The following is a 26,016-nucleotide window of genomic DNA, read 5'->3' as shown; positions in this document are numbered from 1 at the left end:
TCTTAACATTGATTTTCTCTACAATTCTCAATTAATAAGAGGCATTTTTTTATGTGTTATATAAAAAAGAATATTTTTTTTCATAATATTTGGATAATACCTTACCTACCACCATTATTTTCAAAGGAATTTTTATATTTGGAAATTCATCATGAACCTTTACAGTTCTTAACCAAGCAAAATATTGGGCTGCATATTTGACTTTTAAAATAAAATCTCCATATGTAGTAGCTCTTTGTTTTAAGAAATATGCATACCCCTTTGGGTTATTAAAGAACAAATTAATTCCTTGGTTTGTATATCCATCCGTTTGATATTCGAAAAGATAAATAATCTCATTCATAAGCCTCATTGGTGCAATATTATCAATTTGATCATAAAAAACACTTTCAGTAACAAACTTTTCACCCTCAAAGTACGGAAACACATATTGTTTTATTAATTTTGTTTTCAGTATGATAACTGCTTCGCCTTTAAATTTATCTTTAAAGTATAACTCATTTAAATGGGAATATTTCTTATTTAATGGCCAATTCGAACCTGTGGGATTACCATTTAAATCTCCTTTTCTCCCGTAAAATCCCAATATGTTACTATCCTTTTCAAAGTTAACATAAGAATAAATAATATCAACTGCTTTTGGAGCAAGAATATCATCAGAATCCACACATAAAAAGTAATCAGTATTTATGATAGAAAGCGCTAAATTATGTGCTATATGTTTCCCTGAATTTAATTGCTTATGATATTCTATTTTAATTCTATCTTCTTTTATCCATAGATTTACTAAACTCGAAGTTCTATCGGTAGAACCATCATCTACAATTAACCATTTAAAATTCTTATTAGTTTGATTACATAATGATATATATAAATTACTTAACATATCTTCTCTATTATATGTAGGAGTAAATATAGTTAAAAAGTTCATGTTCTCACTCTTAATTTCCTCTTTATTTTTATAAATTTATTAGTGATTTTTTTTCCTAATAAATATATGATTCTTCGTTTAATTTTTTGTCGTTTAGAAAGCCACGATCCAGAAAAGTGATGAATAGTATGTGTATTAGGTGTAATCTCGAGTTTACCTGTTGTTATATTAAATGGACAGAACCATTCACTTGGATAAAGATGTATATCATCCGATAGTACTTGATACATATTATTTTCTTGTAAGTTGTATTTACTCTTCGTGATTTTTGTTATTGTTTCAACGTTAGTTGTTAAATCAAATGAAGAATCCCTTTTGATAAAACTTCTTGAATTATAATCATCCAATAAAATTTTGATCCATTCATTATATTTTGTTGAACCGATTATACCAGTCGGTATAGTAGTATTTGATTCAAAGCCACTAAAAGCATTATGATTTAAAAATGAATCCAGTGGCCTAAGTACCTCAACATCAGTATCCATATAAATTCCACCGTAATTATATAATGCATACAATCTTACGTAATCAGTTACAAACGCCCATTTACCCGATTCATACGCTTGTTTAACATACTGGTTTGAGTTTATGTCAAAATTATCTTCATTCCATTCCATTATTTCATAATCAGGTAAATGCCTTTTCCAACTTTCAATACATTTTAATGCCAAATCAGGTAATGGGTTCTTACCGAACCAACAATAATGAATAATTTTGGGTATCTTTTTTTTCACCAAAATCCTCCTAAAGTTTATTTATTTGGTTTCCTGTTTACATTTAAAATTGGGCTATTTTTAGAATGACGTTCTACAAAAAAAACATGGAGAATTAATAAAAGTATAATAATATATATTTTAAACTCATTAAGTGATCCTTCGGTTAAAAATATAGTACCTAAAGTTAAAGCTGGAATTAATTTACTAATATTAACTTGAGGATTACCACGATAGATTTTACACTTTGAATAAAAACTCCATAATATAATAATAATAAATATAGACCCTATAAAACCAAATGATAATATGGCATCTATATATAAATTGTGTGCCCATGCGCTAAACAAATAACCTTCTTGTAGACCAATCTGAGCATAATTATTAATACCAAGTCCAAACATTAACGCTTTCGGATGTTCCAGAAGGTACTTAAAGCTATCTTCATAAATCTTAAATCTAACGTCATAATGTTCATTAGAGCCTCCACCTGGTTCTATTCTTTCTTGAAATAAATCCAATACTCTAACTACAATTTCCTCATTATTAATTATGAATATAAAACTCATAATTCCAACAATTAAGATAAACATAAAAATGGATTTAGGTTTCTTAAAAGAATACATAAGTAATAATATTAGGATAACTGTTAAACCCACTAAATAAATACGAGAGATTGATAAAAAACCTACAATAAATGAGGCTAATATAATAAGATAGCTATATTGTTTATAACGAAAATTAGGATTATTTAACAAATAACTTATATGCATCGTTATTAATAATAAACAATAGACTGGTATACCCATTGCCCCTCCTAGATTTCTAGTTTGCTCACCGAATCTACTTTCCGATATATTGTCATTTATCTCAAGACCTGCAAATAGCCCACCAGAATCTATTGAGGTTACAATAATAACAACTAAAACTGAGAGAGTGAAATAGTTTACAGCCTTAAAGTGATTATATTTCTTTAAATCTACGAAACCAATAAAACAGATAAAATAAAGCAACATCATAAATATATTCAAAAAATTTCCAATAGATACAAAAAACAAATCATTTATAGTCTCAAGTATTAATAAAATTAACGATGATAATACATAAATTACAGTAACCCTCGTATCTTTTTGTAATAATTTAATTATTGCGATTCCCAAAAAGATAAATAATACCCCTCTATCATTAATACTAATTAATGCCGAAAAAGGAATCAGTACTAAAAAGAGGTAAAAATCCTCAATACAATCCTGTGTTAGGATTAAAATCAATATCAGCAATAAGGATATTAACGAAAATAAAGTAGATTCATTAATTTCAGAAATACCGAACGATACTGTTATCATTAAAATAATAAACAATCTAGTAATAACCACCAGACTGTTTAATTTCGACTTTTTCATTTTTATAATCAACTCTAATTATAATTTATTTCCCAGAACTTCTAGGAGTTAATACTTATTTTATTTGATTGAATTAGGATTACGGAGATGTTTTACCCCGAAAGGATAAATTATTATAATGTCTATAAGCGGTTGTTAATTATGTTCAAATAGTAATATAGATGTTTACTAAAAGTTAATATTACTACTTTTAATTTGGTCCTTTTAGTATAAGCGTTTCTTTTCAGAAAGTTTTTATCAACAAGATACTTGTACTGTTTTCTATGCAATCCAGCAACTTGGAAGGTATTAAGATATTTCTGAACCAAATTGTCATTTAGTAAACTTTTTAATTCATTATCTTTAATTTCACTATATAATCTTTCCAATTCTTTGCATATTTTAATTATATGTTCTGCATTCTTGATCTTGCCCTTTTGATTTGTAATCGATCCAGCCCTAATTAAATAATTATAAAAAGTAATATCTGTTCCAAGTACTTTTTTCGCTTTCAGAAAAGCTCTTGGAGTAAAATGCTCATCCTCATGTAAGAGACCTACCTCAAATTCTAAATTATTTATTATAAGAAAATCTCTTTTATATAAATTTAACCATGCAGCCATATACATATTACCTTTTTTTAATTCTCTTTTTAAATAATCTTCACCTGTTAATATTTGACCATTATTATTAACATTATGGCACATAGGAGAAGTATGATTTTCTTCTATTCTCTTAGCATTACCTACTATAATATCTGGACGTTTATTGCTAATCACCTTTACAAACATCTCGCAAGTATTTAATTCAATAAAGTCATCAGAATCGACAAATAAGATGTATTCTCCGGTTGCTGTTTTCAACCCAGCATTTCTAGCATCAGATAAACCACCATTTTCTTTGTGAATTGTTATAACTCTTGGATCTCTTTTTTCATAGCTCTCACAGATTTGAGGGCAATTATCCGGACTACCATCATTGACAAGAATAATCTCTATATCTTTATATGTCTGATCAATTAAACTCTGAATACATTTATCTAAATATTTCTCCACATTATATACAGGAACTACAATCGACATTTTCGGTTTCATCTTTTCACCCTTTTAACATCTCTTATTCCTTTACTCATTAACATAAATGCTTCTTTTAAAGTCTTTTCATGTTTAAACATTTTAGAGTGCCTTATTATAAATTGTAAACACAGTATCTTCGCCCACTTTTTTGATAAACAGTAATAAAATACTCCCTTATCGTAAAAATATCTATCCGTATATCCTTCAAACCAAGAAGAATCCTCTTGACTAACATAACCGATTATAGATGGAACTGCATATACCTTTAATTTTTTTTTAACACACTCAGATACAAATAGACTATCCTCACCCGCACTATATTTAGCTCCACCACCAAATAAAAGCGAGAAGTAAATATTTGCTTGTTTTAAACTGTCACTTTTCACCGCTATTCGGACAGCACCATATTTTAGACAGTTATACCATCTAACTCTACTATTTTTTTTAGTTAAATGTGCTGGTCTATCAGGGTTTTTACTTGGTACATTAAATAGAATAACATCAGCTTTAGGATTTTCTCCAAAAGCCTTTAATACTATTTCATAATAGTTATCAATATAAGTAACATCTTCATCTGCAAACAAACAAATATCAGCTGTAGATCTCATCAATCCATTATTTCGACTAAGACCAACACCTCTTTCTGAAAATGAAAAATATTGAATCGAATTACCATTATATTCAAAATCCTCAAATCCATATCTATCACACTGATTAACAAAAATTGCATCTGATTGAATATTCATTTTTTGTACAAGGCTATAGTCTTTCTGATTCATTGTTGATACAAGAACTTGTAGTTTCATTATTTAGTACTCCTATTATACAAAAGCAATTCGAATATAAGCTTGTAAGTCTGGTTTCTATCAAATTTGACTTCTGCTAGTCTACGACTATTTTTCCCCATTGTTTTTCTAAGTCTATCATCTGCATATAGCATTTTTAATTTATCTGCCAAATCCTCTGAATCATTGCTTTTACAATTTAAACCAGCCTTAAATTCGTCCAATAACCTTCTATACTCTAATGATTCTTGAGTATTTAAAACAGGTAATCCTGCAGCTGCATAATCACCAACTTTATTTATAATGCTACCAGCAGAGCCTGCCTTAATCGGATTAATTGCAATATCACATACTGTTAAAATCCCTACCATATCACTATAATTTAACCTTCCAGTAAATTCAGCATATACCCCACTATCTTTTGCATAATTCTCAAATCTTTGCTTAAGTGGTCCATCCCCCATTACAATAAATTTAATATTATTGATTCCTTTGTCTTTTAATATCTTCATAGCATCTATTACATTATAAATGTCATAGCTATGACCCAACGTACCAATATAAACTAACCAAATTTCATTATTCGGCTTTTTATTATAGCTATTCTTCATAGCTAACTTATCAAAATCTGCCAATTTAGTGCCTAAATAAACACTATGAGCATTTTTGCATTTTTTATTTGCAATTAAGGCTCTTTGTGCATAAGTTTGAGAAACCGCTACAATTTCATCTGCTTGGGAATAAATATAATCAGCCCTTTTTTTCATTGGGGAAAACATAATATTGCTGATTATTGGAATATTAAACACCATTTTAAACGCTTCAGGCCACAAGTCTTGAATATCAATAATAAAAAATATATTATGTGAATTAGCGTAATCAGCAACTACTTTCGCCACATCCAATGATGGAACTGAACAATAAATAACATCCGGTTTCTTCCTATTTAAAAGATATTTTCTTAAACTTTCTCCTAACTTGAAATGACTATAAAAACGCTTAAGAGAAACATTCTTCTTATATCCAGGCTCATTTAACATAGTTAGCTTATAACTAATAGTGTTTCTTTGTTCTTTTGTTACATTTCTATATTTTTTAGTCCTGTGCGAGAAATTTGTTGTTACAACTTCAACAGTTGCTTTTTGTTTGTTAATCTTTTCTGCAATGTAGTTGAATCTTCCATTCCCCATTTCACCTGGAACTTGAGTAAAGTGAGCTATTATCAGGATATCTTCCATATTCTTCATCCCTGCCTGTATTCCGGAAAAAAATTTACTTCATCGTTAATACCAGCTTTTGCACATAACTTTTTATAAATTTCTTCATTCCAGACCTTTTTACCAATATAAAAATCGAACTCTGTGTTTTTAGCAAATCCCTTTTTAAATTTATATAAACCATCATCACTCGAATTAGTACGACCACCACCATGATGAATCGTCTCAAATCCATTTTCTTTTCCCCATAATGTGACCGCATATCTTAATATATATGCAGGTGAAAGGTATAGGTATTCACTTAATGTTCCTGATAAATGGATGTGTATATACTTTTCATAAACAAAATATAGCCCTTGAGCAATTGTCTTATCATCATATATAGCCTTAACAATTATAATATTATCCTTAAAATATGATAGTATATTATCAAAATATGAATCATCAAAGTAGTAATAGTTAGTTGCATTATTTCTATCCATTGTAGAATAATAAATTTGTTTGAATTCACCAATATCTGATGGCTTTTCCAAAACCTCAAAAGTAACTTTATTATTTAATGCCTTGCGTATATTTTTGCGGCAACTCTTTGAAAACTCATTTTGTATAGGATCATCATAATCTTTTAAATTCGTACCAAGTGTTTTTCTAATGCAAGAAACATCATAGAAATCTTTGAAATCATAAACATTATTTATCATTGGGTGGAATCGGATAAATTCACTAACAATATTGTTCTCTTCACAATAATGAGAAAAAGCTTTAAAATACTCTGAAACCAAATCTTTTTTCTTCCTATTATTACTTTCTATAACCAGCGGTCCTCCATAGCCATTTGGAGTTACAATATCGTAATAAACTTCACCATCTATTTTTATAGGTATTTCCCTTAATATAAATTGATATTTCACTTCACCAAGTTTACTTTGAAACCGGAAAACCCGGGCTTTTCCATCTTCTACTTTTTCGTATAACTTCCCATAGTCATCATCAAAGTAAATATCTTTACTATTCTTAAATGTTAATCTATTCATAAAACTCCTCAAGTCTCCTTATTAGATACTCCATATCAGTATCATCATATCTTTGATCGGCCACCAAGGATAACCCATTATCATAAAGGCTGGTTGTTTGTTGCTCATTTAATATAGTAGGTTTAGGCCAGTGTACAGGACAATATACATTACTATTAATTAAATGTCCCCTTAAAGTATTTCTTTCTGTATTGCTATGGAAAATTATAGGGATAAAAATGGGACAATCACCACTTTCCAATTCAGAAAAAACCAACTTATATTTTCCCTTTACTAATGGTAATTTATCATATATAGTTTTGGCATTTTCCTTACGTCTTCTAATAAGTGAATCTAAGTCTAATGTCAGAATAATTCGATAAGATTCTCGATCAATACTATACAAAGAATATTCCTTATTAAGGATTTGATTTGCCATACTGTATTTCTGTATAAATTCTGATTTTTTTACCGACCTCTGATTACTTATATATTTTGCCTTTTCTAACATTGCTACCTTCCTTATCTCAACCATTTCATCCAGTGTCTCTTCTTTAGGTAAGATATCAAACCTGCCCAATGATTTAACTGCAAGGCCGCCACTTATAACTGGAAACCATTTTCTTAGACTAGCAACAATATAGTCAGAACGAACATTAAATGACTTGTTAGATAGAAAAGAATGTGTAGAATCTTCAATAACAATAATATTCCTTTGTTTAAATTCCTCAATATATCTATCAATTCTTCCTTTTGCAAAACCAAAATAATTCACAGCGAAAAATATATCGCATTCTTTTGTTGTATCTATATTAAATATGAACTCTTCTTCAAAATGAACATCATAAAAGATTATATCAACATCATTGTCAATAAATGGTTGCATCATGGATTGACAACAATACGACGGAAAATAAACAGTATTGATTTTTCTGTATTTTTGTATATCTTTTAAAACAAAATCAATAGCCGTACGCCCACTTAATAGTAGTTTACTGTCAGTTCCTAGATTTAACCAAGATGGAATTCTTATATCTAATGCATCATCCGCTTGATTATTTAACCAATATTCACTTCCTATTTCCTTCATTTATGCTCACTTCTTAATAAAGAATATGATAAGAGATCTTGATAAGCACCCTCTTTATATACACGGTTCCTTAGTGTACCTTCACAAACAAAACCACACTTTTCGAACAATCTCTGTGAAGCAGAATTATAGTATAATATATTTGCAACAAGGCAGTTCAAATTTAATTGCCTAAATGCGTAATCTATCAACATTGTAATTACTTTATAACCTATGCCTTTATTTCTTATTTTCTCTTCTTTCTTCAATTTTATATTCACAGTCGCAGTGCCATTTTTAAAGTCAATACTGCTTAGAGATGCTAAACCAATCGCACCGACATTTTTTATATCTATAATAAATCTAACACTACTAGTATCATTGCTTAAATTATTAATCCAATTAATCTGTTTATAGCTCGATACTGGAAAAGACCATCCTACAACCATTTTTTCAATTTCCGGATCATTAATTAAGTCCTTCATTAGTTGCATATCTTCTTGTTCAATTGCTCTTAATATTATTCCCTCTTTATTAATAATGTTCATTTGGTAAAAGTCTCCTCTTTTTTACCCATTTGGGATTCTCTGTAAATGTGAAAACTTACAATTTCTGTAGTCCCCCTTACAGTTACTCCTTCTCGTTTAAAGACCTTTAACAGCGTTTTAAATATAATAGACATATCTAATAACACATTGATATTTTCTACATATTTAATATCATAATCAAACCTTTCCTCCCAATTTACTGTATTGCGACCATTTATTTGTGCTAATCCTGTCAATCCTGGTCTTATTGTATGTCTTATCTTTTCATTTTGGTTATAATATGGTAGATAAATAACTGCTAATGGCCGAGGGCCAACTAATGACATATCACCTTTCAAAATATTGAAAAGCTCCGGCAATTCATCAAGAGATGTGGAGCGTAGAAATCTTCCAAACTTAGTCAATCTAACATTATCAGGAAGCAGATCTCCATTACCCTCTCTCTCGTTTGTCATCGTTCGAAACTTGTACATCGTAAATATCTTTTCATTCAGCCCCGGTCTTTCTTGCTCAAACAAAATAGGGCTACCTAGCTTTGTTCTTACTAGAATAGCTACTATCAGAAATACTGGGCTAAGAACAATAATAGCTATTAATGATAAAATAAAATCTATCGGTCTCTTTAGAAAGTTTCTGTAAATGCCACCTCTTGAATACACCATTATTTCACAAACAACCCCTTAATAATGCTGCAAACTCTTTTCAAATCCTCATCTGTCATCTTCGTATCAGATGGCAAACAAATACCGTTCTTAAATAATTTTTCTGCTACATCAGATCCAACAAAATCATACATTTCGAAGAACGGCTGCATATGCATTGGTTTCCAAACTGGCCTTGATTCAATATTCTCTTTATCAAGAGCATCCATCACATCAATTGGTCTAATCTTCCCAGATAAAGTCATTGAGCTTAACCAATAGTTAGGGGCATCCCAATCATTACCTGGCGTGAACTGAACACCATCAAGTTCACCTAGTTCACACTTATAGTACTCAAAAATATACCTTTTCTTTTCTACTCTTTGATCTAATACCTTGAGCTGTCCTCTACCAATTCCAGCAACTACATTACTCATACGATAATTAAATCCTAATTCACTATGTTGATAATGCCTTGCTTGATCTCTTGATTGAGTTGCCCAGAATCTAGCCTTCGCAACACGTTCTACGTTATCTGAAACTAGCATTCCGCCACCAGATGTTGTAATAATCTTGTTCCCATTAAAAGAGAAGATGCCATAATCTCCAAACGTTCCTGTATGCTTCCCTTTATAGTAAGTACCTAAAGACTCTGCAGCATCTTCTATGACTACTACACCATGTTTCTTACAAATCTCCATAATCTTATCCATATCAGCAGACAAACCATATAAATGAACAACAATTACTGCCTTAACTTCTGGATACTTTTCAAATGCTTCTTCTAATGCCTTTGGGCTCATATTCCAAGTTTCATAATCACTATCGATGAAAACAGGAATTGCATTTTGATAGATAATTGGGTTTGCCGTTGCAGAGAATGTAAGTGTCGGACAGAAAACAATATCCCCTTCTCCTACGCCTGCTGCTTTAAGAGCCAAATGAATTGCAGCTGTTCCTGAAGAAAGCGCCGCTGCAGCTTTAGAACCGACCTTTTCGGCTAGCTCTACTTCAAATCTATTTACATTTTCACCAAGAGGCGCAATCCAATTTGTATCAAAAGCTTCCTTTACAAATTGCATTTCATAACTTTCATCACTCATATGAGGTGAAGAGAGGAATATTCTTTCTTTTACTTTTGTGGAACTCATTTTGAGTACTTCCTTCCCGTATTAATTTATACTTTAGTAAACTAGTACTTGGATTGAAATCTATCTTTTTCACTACTTCAAACCAACTATTATTTTACTAAATCCACTATTACTTTAATTATCTCGTAAATCTATAGGCATTTGCGATTTGATATTAGACTCTTAAAACTCACAAAAAAAAAAACAAAGTTATTTGAGTTTATATCAATAAAGATAAATACTTTTAATTCATCACATAAAAGTTGGTTAGCAACTTCAAATTTTGAACTCACCAACCAACGATCACACTATAAGAAATCTCGATTATTCCTCATTATGATTTTCTAAGAGTTAGAAATAGGTTATTTTGCCAACAGCATCTAATTTTCTATTCAAACAAAATCGAAATAAATTTAGATTCTTTTACCTAATTCCTATCCACCAATCACTATAGAATGATTCTCACTAAACTTCGTATTTGCAATCCCAACAAGCGTTTCTTTCATCTCAATAGAATGCTTATCAAGAAGGGTCTCAATTACCTCATAAAGTTCACGCTTCTCCATCGGCTGAGCTTTCCCAATAAAGATTTTAGGAAATACCTGATCTTTTTGAACCTCATTCTCATTTAGAAGCTCCTCATACATCTTCTCACCAGGCCTTAAGCCAGAAAATTGTATTCCAATCTCATCTACCGAATAACCTGATAGAGTTATTAGATTTTTAGCCAGATCAACAATTTTAACAGGTTCCCCCATATCAAGAACAAATATCTCTCCTCCACGAGCCAATGCTCCTGCCTGTATCACAAGCCGAGAAGCTTCCGGAATCGTCATAAAATATCTCGTAATATTAGGATGTGTAACAGTTATTGGACCACCAGCTTGGATTTGTTTCTTAAACAGTGGTATTACACTGCCACGACTGCCCAATACATTGCCAAATCGTACTGCAACAAACTTCGTCTTACTTTCTTTCGCTAAATTCTGAATAATCATCTCAGCAAAACGCTTCGTTGCTCCCATTACATTAGGGGGATTCACAGCCTTGTCTGTTGAAATCATTACAAAAGTACCAATCCCAAACGTATCTGCCGCTTCTGCTACATTCCGAGTGCCTAGAATATTGTTTTTTACAGCTTCTCTTGGATTATATTCCATCAACGGTACATGCTTGTGCGCTGCCGCATGGTAAATAACGTCAGGTTTATACTCGTCCATCACATCGAAAATCCGATGTCGATCCTGTATATCTGCAATAATCGGAATGATCTCAATAGATTCACCATATTGTTTTCTTAATTCCATATCGATTAAATAAATGCTGTTTTCTCCATGTCCCAGCAACAGGAGTTTACCCGGTGTAAACTTGCATATTTGACGGCATATTTCAGAACCAATCGAGCCTCCAGCACCAGTAACTAGAATAGTTTTTCCTTCCACATAATCAGAAATACTACTAATATCCAGCTGAATTGGCTCACGACCCAATAAATCCTCAACCTCTACATCCCTAAACTGTGTGACAGATACATTACCAGACATAATTTCTTCTATCATTGGCATAATTTGTACCTTCGCCATCGTTTTTGAGCATTCCTCGTAAATACGCTTGATTTCACCCTTTGAAAGGGAAGGAATTGCAATAATTATGACCTCAATCTCATGTAAGGCAACAGCCATCGGAATAAAGGCCGTATCACCTACAACCGGTAATCCGTGGAATTCAAGTCTTTGTTTATTTAAATCATCATCAATAAATGCAACAGGTAGTAAATCAGAGTCCATCTTATGGAGCAATTGTCTTGCTACCATCGTTCCTGCTGCACCAGCTCCAATAATTAACGTACGCTTTTTTGTTGCATCAGAAGTGTTGATGTAACGATCTCTGATAACTCTCCAAGAAAATCGCGATCCACCAATCAAAAGAATATGAAGCATCCAGGTAATCCCTAAAGCCCGTACGTAAACATCCTGAAATATGATTAACTGAATGACAGAAGTCGTTAAAATTGAAAACGATACAGCTTTTACTATCGCAATTAACTCTCGTACACTCGCATATTCCCATGCCTTGTTATAAAGTTTATAAATAAATGCATACACATGATGACTGATTAACAATGCCAGAGAGGTTATTAATAAGGTTTCCATTTTGAAAATATCCAAATACGGGTGGAGGACAAGGTAACTGCAATAAATAGCCGTTAACACGATAATGGAATCTACTAGTATCAATGTGGTCAACCTTTTACGGTATGTCACGTTCAAACCTCTCCTCTAAAAAAGACCGGTACGTGTCCGGCCTATCTCCAATTAGTTTATTTTTTTATCACTTTTAATTTTTCTTCCATAAAGCGCAATAAATCATTACGCAAGGATTCATCCTGAAGCGCAAATTCAATTGAGGTTTCAATGAAGCCTAATTTTTCTCCCACATCATAACGTTTGCCTTCAAAATCATAGGCAAATACACGCTGTATCTCATTCAGCTTCTGGATTGCATCAGTTAGCTGAATTTCTCCACCAGCCCCAATATTTTGCTCTCCAAGAAATTTAAAAATTTCCGGACGTAAAATATAACGGCCCATAATTGCCAAATCGGATGGCGCTGTTCCTTTATCCGGCTTTTCTACAAAACTCTTCACCTGATAGCGGTGACCATTTTGCTCAATCGGATCAATGATTCCATACCGATGGGTCTCTTCCATTGCTACATGCTGAACACCTATAATAGAAGAAAATGTTTTTTCATATTCATCCATCAATTGACGAAGACATGGCTTGTCTGCCTGGATAATATCATCACCAAGTAAAACCGCAAATGGTTCATCTCCAATAAAATTACGAGCACACCAGATCGCATGGCCTAAACCCTTTGGTTCTTTTTGACGGATATAATGGATATCGACCTTGGAAGGAGCTTGTACTTTTTCGAGAAGATCAAACTTGCCCTTTTCCATCAAGTTATTCTCTAAATCATACGCATGATCGAAATGGTCCTCGATGGATCTCTTCCCTTTACCGGTTACGATAATGATATCTTCTATCCCAGACTCGATTGCTTCTTCAACGATATATTGAATCGTCGGCTTATCTACAATTGGCAGCATTTCCTTCGGCATTGCTTTTGTAGCCGGCAGGAATCGCGTTCCGAGTCCAGCAGCGGGAATAATTGCTTTTCTAACTTTTTGCAAGGTATAGCCTCCTTTTCACAACTACCATATATAACGAATCATAAATTTTACATTTTCAGGGAAAATAATTAGGTACAAATTCTCAATTATCAAAAAATAATTAAAAACTATTAGACAATTACAATTACTATGTTTCATAATCAATATTAGGGGTAATTAATCGCACGTTTTTTATAGCTATTTTTATTTTTTTATACACACTTATAATCAATTCACATGAATTTTAAAAAACATGGGCATCTAACCCACCCTCACACCATCCTACTGATGACTTGCATCTAAGGAAGCTTATTAAACCTCCCACAGCATGACCGAGTGTCTCCCTTGATAAAGGTTAGGAGGCATCACCTAATTGGGTTCATCATTAAAATAGCCCTAAAAACTTACGCTGTCTGACTGGCTGTGGCATTTCTCTCATGATTATCTGCCCGCTAATGAGTAACTCTGCATTTTCTTCAAAATAATAGATTTGATCCAATCCGAACTGTTTTTCTATTTCATCCAATGCTTCATTCATCCAGAACTGTCTGGTTGAGACATTATGTGCATCTGATGCAACGAAATGAATCAGGTTTGAGGACAGTAAATCCATCGATACTTTCTTAATTTTCTTGCCAAACTTACCGGCGATACTGCCGCATGTAAGCTGTGTACTAACACCTTTTTGGACAAATTCATAGAGGAGATTTGGATTTTCGACAATAGCCATATTCCGTTCCGGATGGACCAATATTGGATTAATCCCTTTTTGCTGCAGTTCAAAAAATAATGTATTTGCGTACCTTGGTATATGATTTGAAGGAAATTCAATCAAGAGATAAGAGGAATTGTTTACTGTTTGGATGAAGCCCTGCTCCAGATCCTCGAGCAATTCGCCGTACACCCTGACCTCCTGGCCGAGTAAAACCTTTAATGGAATTTGGCTTTTCTCCAAATGTTCATTTAATTGATCAATCTTGGGTAATAAGTTTGTTCTTGTATTCTCGTATGCACCATTTTTATGATGTGGGGTTGCAATGATTGTGTTGATTCCCTCGCTGATAGCAAGCTTTGCCATGTCCATTGAATCTTTTAAACTCTGTGCACCGTCATCTACACTTGGCAAGATATGACTATGTATGTCAATCATTATAAAGCAACCCCTTCTTGTTTATTTATAATCAATAAATCTATCTTACTAACATTTATTGTAAAAGTCTAGCAACATACCTATTTTTTGCCATAATAATAGTACGTATTATCCTTCATTTTTCTGTTATTAAGAACAACACCCAGGATTTTAGTACCGGTATTTAATAAAAGTTCTTTCGTCTTGACAGCATCTTCCACCTGCGTCCGTCCGCTGCTCACTACGAGTACGACTCCCTGGCAAATATTTGCAATGATTTGTGCATCTGTAACGGCTGTGATCGGCGGGGTATCAACGATGATGATGTCAAAGTCTTCCTTCGCCTGATTAATCAATTCATTCATCCATTTTGATGATAATAACTCAGCAGGATTGGGCGGAAGCGGTCCGCTTGTTAACACATGTAGACCCAAAGGCTCTACAATCTGGATTGCTTTACCTAACTCTATTTGTCTCGTCAATACACTTGTTAATCCCACGTTGTTCGTAAACGAGAACGTATAATGCGAAGAAGGTTTACGCAGGTCGGCATCTATGAATAATGTCCTTTTCCCCTGTTGGGCAAACACTACGGCGATATTAGCAGCTGTTGTTGATTTTCCTTCAGTGGGGCCAGAAGATGTAATCATAATCGTTTGCATCTCTTCATCTATAAAGGAATATTGGATATTAGTCCTTAATGTACGGAACTGCTCCGAAATCGGTGATTTTGGTTCCAAATAGGTAACGAGCTTTCGCTGATTGCTGTTTCCAAACTGTCTGCCCTTCTTACGCGCCATGTTGCTCACCTCTTCCTGCTCGTTTCGTTCTTGCATTTCCTTCCATTTGCACATTGCTTTCTTCAATTACACCAATAACACCAATCACCGGTAAATCCAGAATTCGTTCGATATCCTGTTCTGTTTTAATCGTATTATCTAAATACTCCATTAAGAAGGAAATTCCCACACCAATCATTAATCCAACAACCATGGCAATCGCGATATTGAGAAGTGGCTGCGGTTTAATCGGTGAAGCATTCTCTGAAACCGTTGCTTTTGCAAGGATGCTGACATTATCGACCTTCATAATTTCCACGATTTCTTCTTTAAAAATCTCTGCTGTTGTGTTGGCTATTTTTGCAGCCATATGCGGATCCTCGTCTGTAACAGATACATTCACTACCTGCGATTCCTGTTCACTTGCTACCGTTATTTTATTGGTGAGCTGGCTTAGTGATAGTTTCAAATCCAATTCTTCAATCACCTTATCCAATATGGCCGGGCTCTTCATAATGACATTGTACGTTTCGATGAGTTGCAGATTTGTTTGAACTTGGTTGCTGTTATATATTGCTTCTTCACTTTTTGCCTGATTAACAAGCAGCTGTGTAGAAGATTGATAGATTGGAGTCAAAATAAAAAAGCTTGTTACTCCGCTTATTAAAACTGCCAAAACGGTGATCATGATAATGAACCATGCACGTTTTTTTAAGGTTTCAAACAAATCTTTCAGGCTAATAGTTTCTTCCATTTCATCCTCCGTTTAACATAATATTAAGTATTATACAACAAATTTGGAAAATTTCATCTGTTTTTTGGAAATTTTATTTAATTCTTTCTAATAAAATGTAATATATACATATAAAGTGAAATTATTTGTCGACTCGGGGGGGGGGGGAGAAAAATGAAATCTATTACCATGCTTTTACTTACAATATTCACCGTCCTTGTTCTAGTTTTCGGTCAAAACTACTGGAGCAGCCAAATCGCAAAAACAGTTGCCATGGAAAACGAAAAAGAACAAGCTGAACCAAAAAAAAGAGGAGAAGACCTCTTCACCTTTTGAGAATGTTAAAGAGGATGACCTGAAGAGCGCTCTCGAAAAAGCGATCAGCAAGCATGAAAAAGCTAATATTTTGATAACCGGATCGAAAGCATTGGGAGATCAAAAAAGCGGGTTAGGGTTAACAATCAGCCAGGAGTTGCAAAGGTCATTTGAGTCGGATGTTACTGTATCATTCATAGATTTCAACGGCACATCGACTCAATTAATAGAAGAAGGTTTAATCAGTAATTATCAGGATGCCAAGCCTGATGTTCTTATTCTAGAAGCCCTTACACTAACTGATAATGGCAAAGTCGTTGTGGAGGATAATCACGAAAACCTTTCAACCATCATCCAAGAATTAAAATCTATAAATGAAGATCTTTATGTGGTTCTCATGCCATCTCATCCTATTCCAAATGGTCCCATCTATTCAACATAAGTAGACGCCCTAAAGGAATTCGCAACGGCGGAGGAGTATACTTATATTGACCATTGGAAGGCCTGGCCAGATGAAGCTGAATTAATGGATTACCTGAAAAAGGATAAAAGCGCTCCAAATGAAAAAGGGATAGAGATTTGGAGTAAAGAGATCTTGAAGTTATTTGGGATATAATTAGAAGTTCTGAAGAATAGATATGGTACCTTCGATTTTATATTAATTAAACTTATAGAGTTGCCAATAATTGCAGACGATAATCTCCTAAGCACCCATTTTCGGTGTTTTTTTGTTTTGAGTCTAATCCAATACAATCACCACATCACTCTTTCCTTTCTCCACTAAAATATATTTCAGGAAATACTGCTCACTAAAATATTTAGATATCCTATTTTCATCCTAGTTTTTTTACATTCTTTAACAAACCTCTTTAAATCTATTCGATTCATCCGATGAAAAGAAAAGAATAAATATAAAAGAGGTAAAAGAACTTTTGGGAAAATATTTTATTAAAGCTGCCAGTTTACTGATTTTGCTATCATTTATCATTACTCTGTTACCAGAGAAAGCAGATGCCGCCAGCTTTTCATCTAAAGTCAATGCTGATGTCCTAAATGTCCGTTCCAAGGCAACTACCAAATCCTCTGTCATCGGAAAAATCAAAAAAGGCAAAGTGGTCACAGTTCAATCTGAGCAAAATAACTGGAGCAAGATTACATACGATAAGAAAACTGGTTGGGTAATGAGCAAATATCTTACATATTCCAATTGGATAGGATATGCAATAGTGAATAACCTGTCTATTAAGAAAACGGCCTCTCCCTCTGCCAAATCTCTTGCGACTATTAAGATAGGGACAGCCCTTTCAGTAAAATGGCAAACGGGAAGCTGGGTTAACGTCTATTATTCCAGTAAAAAGATAACAGGCTGGGTATATGCTTCTAGCCTAACCAAATCAAAGCCCGCAAAAGTTAACGCTAATCTTGGAACCTACTATGTTACGGCTACCAGCTTGAATGTTCGTGCAACGGCAAGCACAAAAGCAAAGGTTATTACAACAGTGAAGAAAAATACTGCCCTTACTCTTCAGCAAAAAAGTGGATCTTGGGGGAAAGTGAAAACCTCTAATGGTAAAGTCGGCTGGGTAAGTCTCTCTTATCTTTCTACTAAAAAACTGGCTGTGAATCTTGGAACCTATTATGTTACGGCTAGCAGTTTAAATGTACGCCAGAAGGCGGACACATCTTCCAAAGTCATCACGACTGTGAAGAAAAATGCAGCCCTTACTCTGCAGCAAAAAAGTGGTACCTGGGGAAAGGTGAAAACCTCTAACGGCAAAATCGGCTGGGTTGCTATGAAACATATTTCAACTAAAAAACCGGTTAATACGAAAACACCACAGCCAGTATCAAATAAAACGGAGTACCTGGTTACCAACGCCAACACTTCTCTGTATAAGAATGCTGACTCAAAATCTACCGTATTGGCTTCAGTTGCAAAAAACTCTAGTGTGATGAAACTGAATACAAATGGTAGCTTTACACAGGTAAAACTGACATCCGGCCAGATTGGTTGGATTACCAGCAAAACACTGGTTGTTTCCAAAAGTGTGAGGGGAAAAGTCATCGTTATTGATCCAGGGCATGGCGGATCAGATTCGGGAGCTATTGGGGTAAAGCTAAAAACGAAGGAAAAGAATATTAATCTAAGTACAGCCAATCAATTGGTTACCCTACTGAGGAATGCCGGTGCCACCGTCATCATGACTCGCAGCAATGACACCTTTATTTCGTTAGCCAATAGGGCAGCACTCAGTAACTCAAAAAAAGCAGATGCGTTTGTGAGTATTCATTACAATGCAGCTCCAGCCACATCAGCATCTGGAATTGAGACTTTTTATTATCATAATAGTAGTCTGGCAAGTGCTATACACGCTGAATTGATTAAAGCAACAGGGTTGAAAGATAGGAAAGTTAAACAAGGTAATTTTCAAGTCTTAAAGAGTAATAAACAACCAGCTACCTTGCTAGAACTTGGATTTCTTACAAATGCAGCCGAGGAAAAAACCATTTCCCAAACCAGCTATCACAAGAAAGCAGCACAGGGTATATTAAATGGCTTAAATGTATATTTCAAAAATAAATAACGTCCAGCCTGAAGCCTCCGATCATTCCTCGGAGGCTTTTAATTTTCACTAAAATCCAATCCATCACTAAATCCTCGGAATACACTATAACGATTATCCAAAATGGATGTGATAGGGTGTCAAATCAATTAAAAGAAATAGTTGGAGCCTGGCTGACGGCTATCGGAGCCATTGTTGTAGCCATCGGCTCTACTCCAAACACTGGATTATCAAACAAAATACAAAGAGAACTTAATTTAGTCGGGAATGCACTCGAAGCAGTCGGTGCCGGCTTAGCCGCAGACGGGCAGGATAATAAATCCTCACTTGAATATGCTGGGAATGTTATATCTAGTATCGGAGCCTTGGAAGTCATTACAGGAATTGCTGTTGATTTCCCTGAACCTACCAATACGAATATTGCGATTCAGGGTAATTTGTTACAGGCATTAGGCAGCGGAGTCAGTGCAGCTGATGAATTAGGCGATAATACTACTCTAGGAGCATCAGAAATTTTGATCGGTAATATTCTTCAGACCATTGGGAGTGTCATTCAAGCATTCGGCGTTAAAATTCAAGTTAATGACCAGCAGGAGGGACAATTCTATGTTGCATTGGGAAGCTGGATTCAAGCCGTTGGTGCTGTTCTATCCGCCATCGGTCAACAACTCGAGGAAGCTCATGAAAATAAACCAGGTATTAACGAATAAGATGCCCTCCTCTGGAGGAGGACATTTTTACATACAGGAATAGCTTTAAATAGTAGGGAGAAAAGCGGAGAATCCAATAGAGGTATATATCGGGACCAACTTTCTGTGCCATCCGCTAGATGACGAGCTGATTAGCGACAGTATATTCTGGACAACAAGATTTCCTGAAGTTTGATGTATAGTGGGAGTTGGTTTATAGAATATATCGGAAAGAAATAGCTGCTATCGTATCACTTGAGAAGATTCCCATGATGACAATAAGTCTAATTCCCCAATAAACGTTCTTTTTTATAAATTTCTTAAACTTTTTACCGACACCTTCTGCTATTCAGATAGCCGTTATACAGGTTTCCCTATCACTTTTCCACAGTTGCTGGCTAACCAGTTCATTTAAAATGACTATTTGTTGGTATTTGTTTTGTTTCACTTCGTGTTTTTTACGGTATAAATAGAGTACAACTATTCCAAATTATGTATAAAAAGGGAGGCGCGAAACTATGAGAATCCGAGCAGGCAGTTGGAGAATGCTTTCTAAACAAGAAAAGATCTTTATCCTGAATGCAGTCAGTCAGCGTCGGACATTTTAATCATCGCCAATCGGATGTTCCTTACCTCAAGTATATTTGTAGGGCAGGAAATAGGTTAAAGGTCTTTTCCTCTTTTCACTTCTAAAAAGATAAATATACTAGCCACCGCTTTATTTACTTTCTCACTTTTCCTCAATTGTTGCTTTCAAGTAACTAATCATCCGTATCGTGACGGGTGATTATTTTATTTGGGCCTATTCATTAATCGATTGATTAATTTAGTCTTCTAACTCCTCCGGGTTGAAAGTATACTATACATATAGATGGTTACTGTCTTTTGTCATAAAAAATTCAATATGTATTATTTGAAATTATCTTCAATATGCCGATATAGTAGAAGTAAGTAACCGTTACTTATGACCCAATTCTAAAGGTGGTGTGAGGAAAATGGCGAATCTAAAAATATCCCCACTATTTAAAATATCCCTAATGATTATACTTACTGTCCTTTTATTCGTTAGCTTTTATTTTATAAAGGGACCGTTTCTCGATAAGGATACTCTTGTCAAAAAAGTTGAGACCGCTCTCGCCGATCAAAATGTACGTCAGCTCTCCCGGATTCTTACCTCATCAAATGAAGACCTGGTTATTAACGAAGAAAATACAAAGATCTTGATGGATTACCTTCAAAAAAATCCTGATTACACCCAAAGCCTTCTGACAGTTCTCCATGAACAATCCCGATATTATGATGATGATTCATCCAAAACAGGTAAGGAACAGCCCAGGATTGAAGGATTTTTAACACTGAAAAAGAATACGAATTCCTGGCTGCCGGACAACTATTCAATTGAAATCGATCCAGTTTATCTGACGATCACCACAAATTCTAAGCATGCCACCTTAATGGTGAATGGTGAACAAGTCGTTAAGGCCAACGAAGCCATTTATGAAAAGAAAGTCGGCCCCCTTCTACCGGGAGAATACAAAGTCGAGGCAAAATTGAAAACAAATGATACGGATATCAACGAAAAGAAGCAGGTTGTTTTGTGGAATAGTGATGAGAAAATCAACTTGAATTTAAATGATGAGGAAGTCGGCTTGGATACAAATGAATAATGATAAGAAAGACAAAGATCTCTTTTGATCTGACCCAAGAAAGTTAGACATATATTGCTAGGCTGCTTCAAGGACCTGGATCCGGTATTCAACCGGGCTCAGGTCTTTTAATTTTGCCTTCATTCGTTTGTAGTTGTAGTAATGGATATAGTCCGCTAGCTCTTTCTCGAAATGCTCAATATCATCAAATTCCTGGAGATATAGAAGCTCAGACTTTAATAAACCAAAGAAGTTTTCAATGACTGCGTTATCCAGACAATTCCCCTTGCGGGACATACTCTGGGTAATTCCATGTTGTTTGAGTGTCCGTTGATATTTCTTCATTTGATAATGCCATCCTTGATCTGAATGGAGGATAACCTGATCTCCGGGCTGAAGATGCTCTATAGCTTGGTCTAACATATCCCCCACCAATTGATAGACGGGATGGTTCATGAGGCGGTAAGCAATGTTTTCACCATTGCACAGATCAAGGACAGGGGAAAGATACCGTTTTTCACCAAATAGATGGAACTCTGTGATATCTGTCACCCATTTTTGATTCATTCTGTCGGCTTTGAAATTCCTTTGGACGATGTTTGGTGCAACGGATCCTACGTTCCCCTTGTAGGAACGGTATTTCTTCATACGGACCTCGCATTTTAGGCCGATTTCATTCATTAGCTGATTGATTGTCTGATTGTCTTTGGGTCATGGTGAATCCCGTTCTTTTTGAGTTCCTTCGCAATACGTCGATACCCATATCTTCCCTTATGTTCATGATAAATCTGTTGAATTTTTGCTTTCACATCCGCGTATTTATCCGGACGGTTCAGACGTTTTTCCCAATAGTAATAGGTGCTCCGCGGAATGCCTGCGACTTTGACTAATTCCACTACATCGTACGTATCCTTTAGTTCAAAAATTACTTGCGCTTTGATTTTGGTTGTAATTTTTCTTGAATCTGAACTAAAGCGTTCAACTTTTTTAAGTATGCATTTTCCATTTCAAGTTGTCTGATACGTGCTTCCAGCGCTTCAACTGACCCTTCGGCTGGAGTTGGTTTAGTGGATTTCTTCGTCTCTTTTTTCATGGATGCCGCCCCTTTTTCTTGGAAATTAGGGCATCAAATCCTTCCGTCTCAAACCTCTTTTTCCAAGTTCGGATCATTCCAGAAGATGAGATGTTGAAGATCGCAGCTGCGTCAACAGAGGAAACCCCATTATCGTTCATATAAGTAAGTACATCCATTTTAAACGCAGCAGGATAGTTTGTATAGGATTTAAGAAAAGCCTCTACTCCATGGATTTTATAAAGTCTGATCCAGCCACTTAAAACTGATATCGTGACCCCAATATTATTCGAAATCTCTGTCATTGATTCGTTTCCATATAAATATCTTTGAATTGCTTGAACTCGTTGTTCAGCATTCAACTTAGCCATAAAAAACACCCCTTAAAAGTTAGATTGGTGTCTAACTTTTAAGGGGCAGTTCATTTACGGTCTTTGTCTTTTTTTATTTCAATCTTTACAAATATATACTGAAATATCATAAGCAACAAAAAAGAAACTTAGGTCTATTCTCTTATTATATTGTCAAAACTTCTCAGTATACTTTTACAAATAGGAAGTTTGAATCAAGCACAGAAAACGAACATTCGATAATATTGTAGAAGAAAGCCCATTTTTATGATTCATTCTTTCATATAAAAGTACTGAGAACATCATTTCCTCAGTACAGAAAAATTATTCTGTTGTAAACAGTTCTTAATATACTGTTGGCAACTCATCCGAAGTCTTATCATCTTTTTCCTTCTGTTTTACATATAAAAATTCTTCAATATAGTTAGCCAATTGTATTCACTCCGTTACTCAGTTTCACATTGTACTGTGTTGGCAGCTCTGCTACTCGTGTTGGTTTCACATTGTACTGTGTTGGCAGCTCTGCTACTCGTGTTGGTTTCACATTGTACTGTGTTGGCAGCTCTGCTACTTGTGCTGGTTTCACATTGTACTGTGTTGGCAGTTCTGCAAGGTCTGATTTAGATGTAGAAATTGAAAAAACACTCATGCCTAACACGCAAGCACCGATTAACATAATTTTCTTTTTCATCCGAATTCCCCTTTTCATTATTTAGCTTAAAAGTATAATTAATTTATGATTATAAATATATTTAACCATATATTTACTTTCTTTAGATTGATGAATTTAGGGACTTTAGATTCAATTTATTCTGTATAACAAGCAAATACACAACTATTTGCCTTTAAATATAACTATAGGAATACTCTTGGAAAGGGGATACCATAAATGGACTTCTCCGCAATTGGTCAACGAATTAGAGAACTAAGAAAATCTCTTAAACTTTCCCAGGATGAGTTGGCACAGGGGATTTGTACACAAGCACAGATAAGTAAAATTGAAAAGGGTGACGTATATCCTTATGCTAATACTTTATATCTTATTTCAAAGAAACTGGGAGTGGATGTAAACTACTTCTTCGAAATTGGCTCTACACCCAGAGTAGACTATGTTAACGAAGTAAGCAGACAACTGCGCCTAACTCGTCGCAATCTTCTCTATGATGAAATGAACCGAATTGTTAAATTAGAAGAGAATAATCCACTTTTTACTCAAAACGGGCGTAACAAACAGCTGATTTTATGGCATAAAGGTATTTACGAGCATGCGGTAAATAATAATGTAGAAAAATCAATAGAACTGCTGCAATCAGCAATTGACTTAACGCATGTATTAGATAAAGTTTGGAATGAAAGAGAAATAGAAGTGTTAATGTCCATGGGAGCAGTCTATGTTACTGATAATCAGAATGAAATTGCCTTAAAAATTTTTTTAGAAGCTAAAGCACACTTATCCCAATTATTTTTTATTAGCGATCATTCCATCCTTCCACGGCTGTATTATAATATCGCAAGAGTATATACAAGAATCAAACAATACGATGAGTCTATTACATATTGTAAAAAGGGCATCCAATACTGTATAGAAAAAGACAATCTCTTTCCTTTAGCCGAATTACATTATCAAGTTAGCTACAATTACGAAAAACTTGGTGATTATTCACAATCTATATTTTATGTGGATAAAGCTATTTCAATATTTGAATTAAATGAAGATACGAGGTTTATGAATCTTGTAAAGGAAAAAAAGAAATCATTAGAAGTCCATCTTTCAGAATTAAAAAAAGCTGATCAATTATAGAATGATCAGCTTTTTCCATATACCGTAACAATTTTAGTGCCCGTGAAGAGGCAGCTTAGATATTTACTTTTCCAAATGTTGTAGCGTAATACGAACGACTGACAACTCCATCTGCGGCAGCTCTGATCACTGCGTTGTCTGGGCAACGCGATATCTACTCCAAACTGATTCTTGGATTTATAATTGTGCGTATAGCTACCGAGAGACGGTTTAATAAAGTCCATTTTCCCATCTCCTCCTTGTTTGTCTCATTTATAAATTATGCTGGCAAGGAGAAATGGAATAGATAATAGCGTAATTTCAAACAAAAAGAGAGCCTGTTTTTTATGATAAAAACAAGGCTCTCCGATCAGTGTTGCTTTCGAAATTTTCTCCATACAAAATATAAGACAATCCCTGTCAATCCACCCACTGTATCAATCATAACATCATGAAAGAGTGGAGTACGGTCGCCTGTAAAGGACTGATGCCATTCATCTGAGCAGGCATATAGAAAGACAATCCCCATAGTGATTGCCGTTACTTTCACCGCACGCTGTACCCACATTCTGATGATACTGGCCAATATAAATGCCATTACTAAGTAAACACCAAAATGGGCACCCTTACGGATGAAAAACTCAATAAACCCCGGCAACCCCGATGCTTCCACACTAATCTCTACGCCAGCATAGGTGAAGCTTATTTTTGAAAGCAAAGCCACAACCGAATCGGGAAGCTTTAAATTTTCACTCAGCAAAGGTTGGATATTCTGTTCGGTATAAGGCTGTGAGGAGGAATAAAATACTACTCCCACAACCAACAATAAAAGTATTAAACGGTATATGATCTTTTTCCTAGCATTATTCATATTCCTATCCTAGCGGAATTCATCAGCAAGGTAAATGCCAAAGACTTGTAAAATGGAAATTTCCTTCTAATTAATCGATTGATTAAGAAGTAAAGGGCTATTTGTAATACGCTTTTTTGTAGGATTGCACTCAGTAAAAAGGATTAGGAATAAAGGAACTTGAAGTGGGATCAAATCTTTAACCTGTGCCAGAACCATGCATTTGCTAACCTTCAAAGTTAAAGCAATGGTTGACAAAATCAACACAAAACAAGATTTAGCTTATCGCACAGTTGGCGGACACTGCCAAACAATCCGACTTAAATACAACTAATCAACAATTACAAAATGCATTACAAATTTTAGCCAATGCAGTTAAAAAGAACGATACTGGCATCTTAAATTTAAATATATTTGACGAATCTACCA

General features: G+C 34.5%; 24 protein-coding genes and 1 pseudogene. 6 read left to right on the top strand and 19 right to left on the bottom strand.

Going from position 1 to position 26,016, the window contains the following annotated elements; translation table 11 throughout:
• Positions 1-49 precede the first annotated feature (49 nt).
• The 16 genes from FHY47_RS10615 to FHY47_RS10540 all read right to left on the bottom strand — a co-directional run bounded on the left by FHY47_RS10615 (position 50) and on the right by FHY47_RS10540 (position 16,342).
• Positions 50-931: a glycosyltransferase family A protein gene (locus FHY47_RS10615; RefSeq protein ID WP_148630494.1), complete on the bottom strand. Its 882-nt coding sequence runs from the start codon at positions 929-931 to the stop codon at positions 50-52.
• Complete coding sequence (locus FHY47_RS10610) at positions 928-1,665, bottom strand: glycosyltransferase family 32 protein (protein ID WP_148630492.1); 738 nt, start codon at positions 1,663-1,665, stop codon at positions 928-930. Before FHY47_RS10610 ends, FHY47_RS10615 begins: the two co-directional genes overlap by 4 nt.
• Positions 1,666-1,682: 17 nt before the next feature.
• Positions 1,683-3,047 (bottom strand): O-antigen ligase family protein, encoded by a 1,365-nt coding sequence (locus FHY47_RS10605; RefSeq protein ID WP_148630490.1) that lies wholly within the window; start codon positions 3,045-3,047, stop codon positions 1,683-1,685.
• A 122-nt stretch (positions 3,048-3,169) separates the two neighbouring features.
• Positions 3,170-4,120 (bottom strand): glycosyltransferase, encoded by a 951-nt coding sequence (locus tag FHY47_RS10600; RefSeq protein ID WP_148630488.1) that lies wholly within the window; start codon positions 4,118-4,120, stop codon positions 3,170-3,172.
• Complete coding sequence (locus FHY47_RS10595) at positions 4,117-4,908, bottom strand: glycosyltransferase family A protein (protein ID WP_148630486.1); 792 nt, start codon at positions 4,906-4,908, stop codon at positions 4,117-4,119. Before FHY47_RS10595 ends, FHY47_RS10600 begins: the two co-directional genes overlap by 4 nt.
• A complete protein-coding gene (locus FHY47_RS10590) occupies positions 4,908-6,125 on the bottom strand; it encodes a glycosyltransferase family 4 protein (RefSeq protein WP_187393473.1) in 1,218 nt (405 codons plus the stop codon). The genes FHY47_RS10595 and FHY47_RS10590 overlap by 1 nt, the downstream gene beginning before the upstream one ends.
• A gap of 5 nt (positions 6,126-6,130) precedes the next feature.
• The gene (locus tag FHY47_RS10585; protein WP_148630482.1) at positions 6,131-7,138 is read right to left on the bottom strand and encodes a GNAT family N-acetyltransferase; all 1,008 of its coding nucleotides are present in this window, start codon (positions 7,136-7,138) and stop codon (positions 6,131-6,133) included.
• Entirely contained in the window at positions 7,131-8,207 is a 1,077-nt protein-coding gene (locus FHY47_RS10580; protein WP_148630480.1) for an aspartate aminotransferase family protein, read from the bottom strand. Before FHY47_RS10580 ends, FHY47_RS10585 begins: the two co-directional genes overlap by 8 nt.
• Entirely contained in the window at positions 8,204-8,734 is a 531-nt protein-coding gene (locus FHY47_RS10575; protein WP_148630478.1) for a GNAT family N-acetyltransferase, read from the bottom strand. The genes FHY47_RS10580 and FHY47_RS10575 overlap by 4 nt, the downstream gene beginning before the upstream one ends.
• The gene (locus FHY47_RS10570; RefSeq protein ID WP_148630476.1) at positions 8,731-9,396 is read right to left on the bottom strand and encodes a sugar transferase; all 666 of its coding nucleotides are present in this window, start codon (positions 9,394-9,396) and stop codon (positions 8,731-8,733) included. Before FHY47_RS10570 ends, FHY47_RS10575 begins: the two co-directional genes overlap by 4 nt.
• On the bottom strand, positions 9,396-10,526 hold the full coding sequence (locus tag FHY47_RS10565; RefSeq protein WP_148630473.1) for a DegT/DnrJ/EryC1/StrS family aminotransferase: 1,131 nt from the start codon (positions 10,524-10,526) through the stop codon (positions 9,396-9,398). Before FHY47_RS10565 ends, FHY47_RS10570 begins: the two co-directional genes overlap by 1 nt.
• A gap of 413 nt (positions 10,527-10,939) precedes the next feature.
• The gene (locus FHY47_RS10560; RefSeq protein ID WP_148630471.1) at positions 10,940-12,769 is read right to left on the bottom strand and encodes a polysaccharide biosynthesis protein; all 1,830 of its coding nucleotides are present in this window, start codon (positions 12,767-12,769) and stop codon (positions 10,940-10,942) included.
• 56 nt (positions 12,770-12,825) lie between these two features.
• Positions 12,826-13,701, bottom strand: a complete 876-nt coding sequence (gene galU, locus FHY47_RS10555) for a UTP--glucose-1-phosphate uridylyltransferase GalU (protein WP_148630469.1) — start codon at positions 13,699-13,701, stop codon at positions 12,826-12,828.
• A 364-nt stretch (positions 13,702-14,065) separates the two neighbouring features.
• Positions 14,066-14,830 (bottom strand): tyrosine-protein phosphatase, encoded by a 765-nt coding sequence (locus tag FHY47_RS10550; protein WP_148630467.1) that lies wholly within the window; start codon positions 14,828-14,830, stop codon positions 14,066-14,068.
• 80 nt (positions 14,831-14,910) lie between these two features.
• Positions 14,911-15,609: a CpsD/CapB family tyrosine-protein kinase gene (locus FHY47_RS10545; protein WP_148630464.1), complete on the bottom strand. Its 699-nt coding sequence runs from the start codon at positions 15,607-15,609 to the stop codon at positions 14,911-14,913.
• Positions 15,599-16,342: a YveK family protein gene (locus FHY47_RS10540; protein WP_148630462.1), complete on the bottom strand. Its 744-nt coding sequence runs from the start codon at positions 16,340-16,342 to the stop codon at positions 15,599-15,601. The genes FHY47_RS10545 and FHY47_RS10540 overlap by 11 nt, the downstream gene beginning before the upstream one ends.
• A 153-nt stretch (positions 16,343-16,495) precedes the next feature.
• Between FHY47_RS10540 and FHY47_RS18940 the strand changes: the two genes are divergently transcribed.
• The 5 genes from FHY47_RS18940 (at position 16,496) to FHY47_RS10520 (ending at position 21,556) form a co-directional block, all read left to right on the top strand.
• Entirely contained in the window at positions 16,496-16,657 is a 162-nt protein-coding gene (locus FHY47_RS18940) for a hypothetical protein (RefSeq protein ID WP_187393472.1), read from the top strand.
• The gene (locus FHY47_RS10535; protein WP_148630460.1) at positions 16,590-17,078 is read left to right on the top strand and encodes a hypothetical protein; all 489 of its coding nucleotides are present in this window, start codon (positions 16,590-16,592) and stop codon (positions 17,076-17,078) included. Before FHY47_RS18940 ends, FHY47_RS10535 begins: the two co-directional genes overlap by 68 nt.
• A 490-nt stretch (positions 17,079-17,568) precedes the next feature.
• Positions 17,569-19,221: an N-acetylmuramoyl-L-alanine amidase family protein gene (locus tag FHY47_RS10530; protein ID WP_148630457.1), complete on the top strand. Its 1,653-nt coding sequence runs from the start codon at positions 17,569-17,571 to the stop codon at positions 19,219-19,221.
• Positions 19,222-19,337: 116 nt separating this feature from the next.
• Positions 19,338-19,910, top strand: coding sequence for a DUF6944 family repetitive protein (locus FHY47_RS10525; protein ID WP_148630455.1), 573 nt, complete (start codon positions 19,338-19,340; stop codon positions 19,908-19,910).
• Positions 19,911-20,884: 974 nt separating this feature from the next.
• The gene (locus FHY47_RS10520) at positions 20,885-21,556 is read left to right on the top strand and encodes a TcaA second domain-containing protein (protein ID WP_148630453.1); all 672 of its coding nucleotides are present in this window, start codon (positions 20,885-20,887) and stop codon (positions 21,554-21,556) included.
• A gap of 57 nt (positions 21,557-21,613) precedes the next feature.
• On the opposite strand, the pseudogene FHY47_RS10515 reads toward FHY47_RS10520, so the two are convergent.
• Together FHY47_RS10515 and FHY47_RS10510 are read right to left on the bottom strand one after the other, a co-directional pair.
• A pseudogene (locus tag FHY47_RS10515) lies at positions 21,614-22,978 on the bottom strand (IS3 family transposase).
• Positions 22,979-23,381: 403 nt separating this feature from the next.
• Complete coding sequence (locus tag FHY47_RS10510; RefSeq protein WP_148630451.1) at positions 23,382-23,648, bottom strand: hypothetical protein; 267 nt, start codon at positions 23,646-23,648, stop codon at positions 23,382-23,384.
• 198 nt (positions 23,649-23,846) lie between these two features.
• Between FHY47_RS10510 and FHY47_RS10505 the strand changes: the two genes are divergently transcribed.
• Positions 23,847-24,758: a helix-turn-helix domain-containing protein gene (locus FHY47_RS10505; RefSeq protein ID WP_148630449.1), complete on the top strand. Its 912-nt coding sequence runs from the start codon at positions 23,847-23,849 to the stop codon at positions 24,756-24,758.
• 349 nt (positions 24,759-25,107) lie between these two features.
• Here FHY47_RS10505 and FHY47_RS10500 read toward each other — a convergent pair whose 3' ends face one another.
• Positions 25,108-25,608: a VanZ family protein gene (locus FHY47_RS10500; RefSeq protein ID WP_148630447.1), complete on the bottom strand. Its 501-nt coding sequence runs from the start codon at positions 25,606-25,608 to the stop codon at positions 25,108-25,110.
• Positions 25,609-26,016: the final 408 nt, after the last annotated feature.

This window comes from Bacillus sp. E214 (genome assembly GCF_008087365.1).
In the GTDB taxonomy this organism is placed as follows: domain Bacteria; phylum Bacillota; class Bacilli; order Bacillales; family Pradoshiaceae; genus Pradoshia.
The sequence above is the reverse complement of the archived record's forward strand: the minus strand, read 5'-3'. Positions and strand labels throughout refer to the sequence as shown.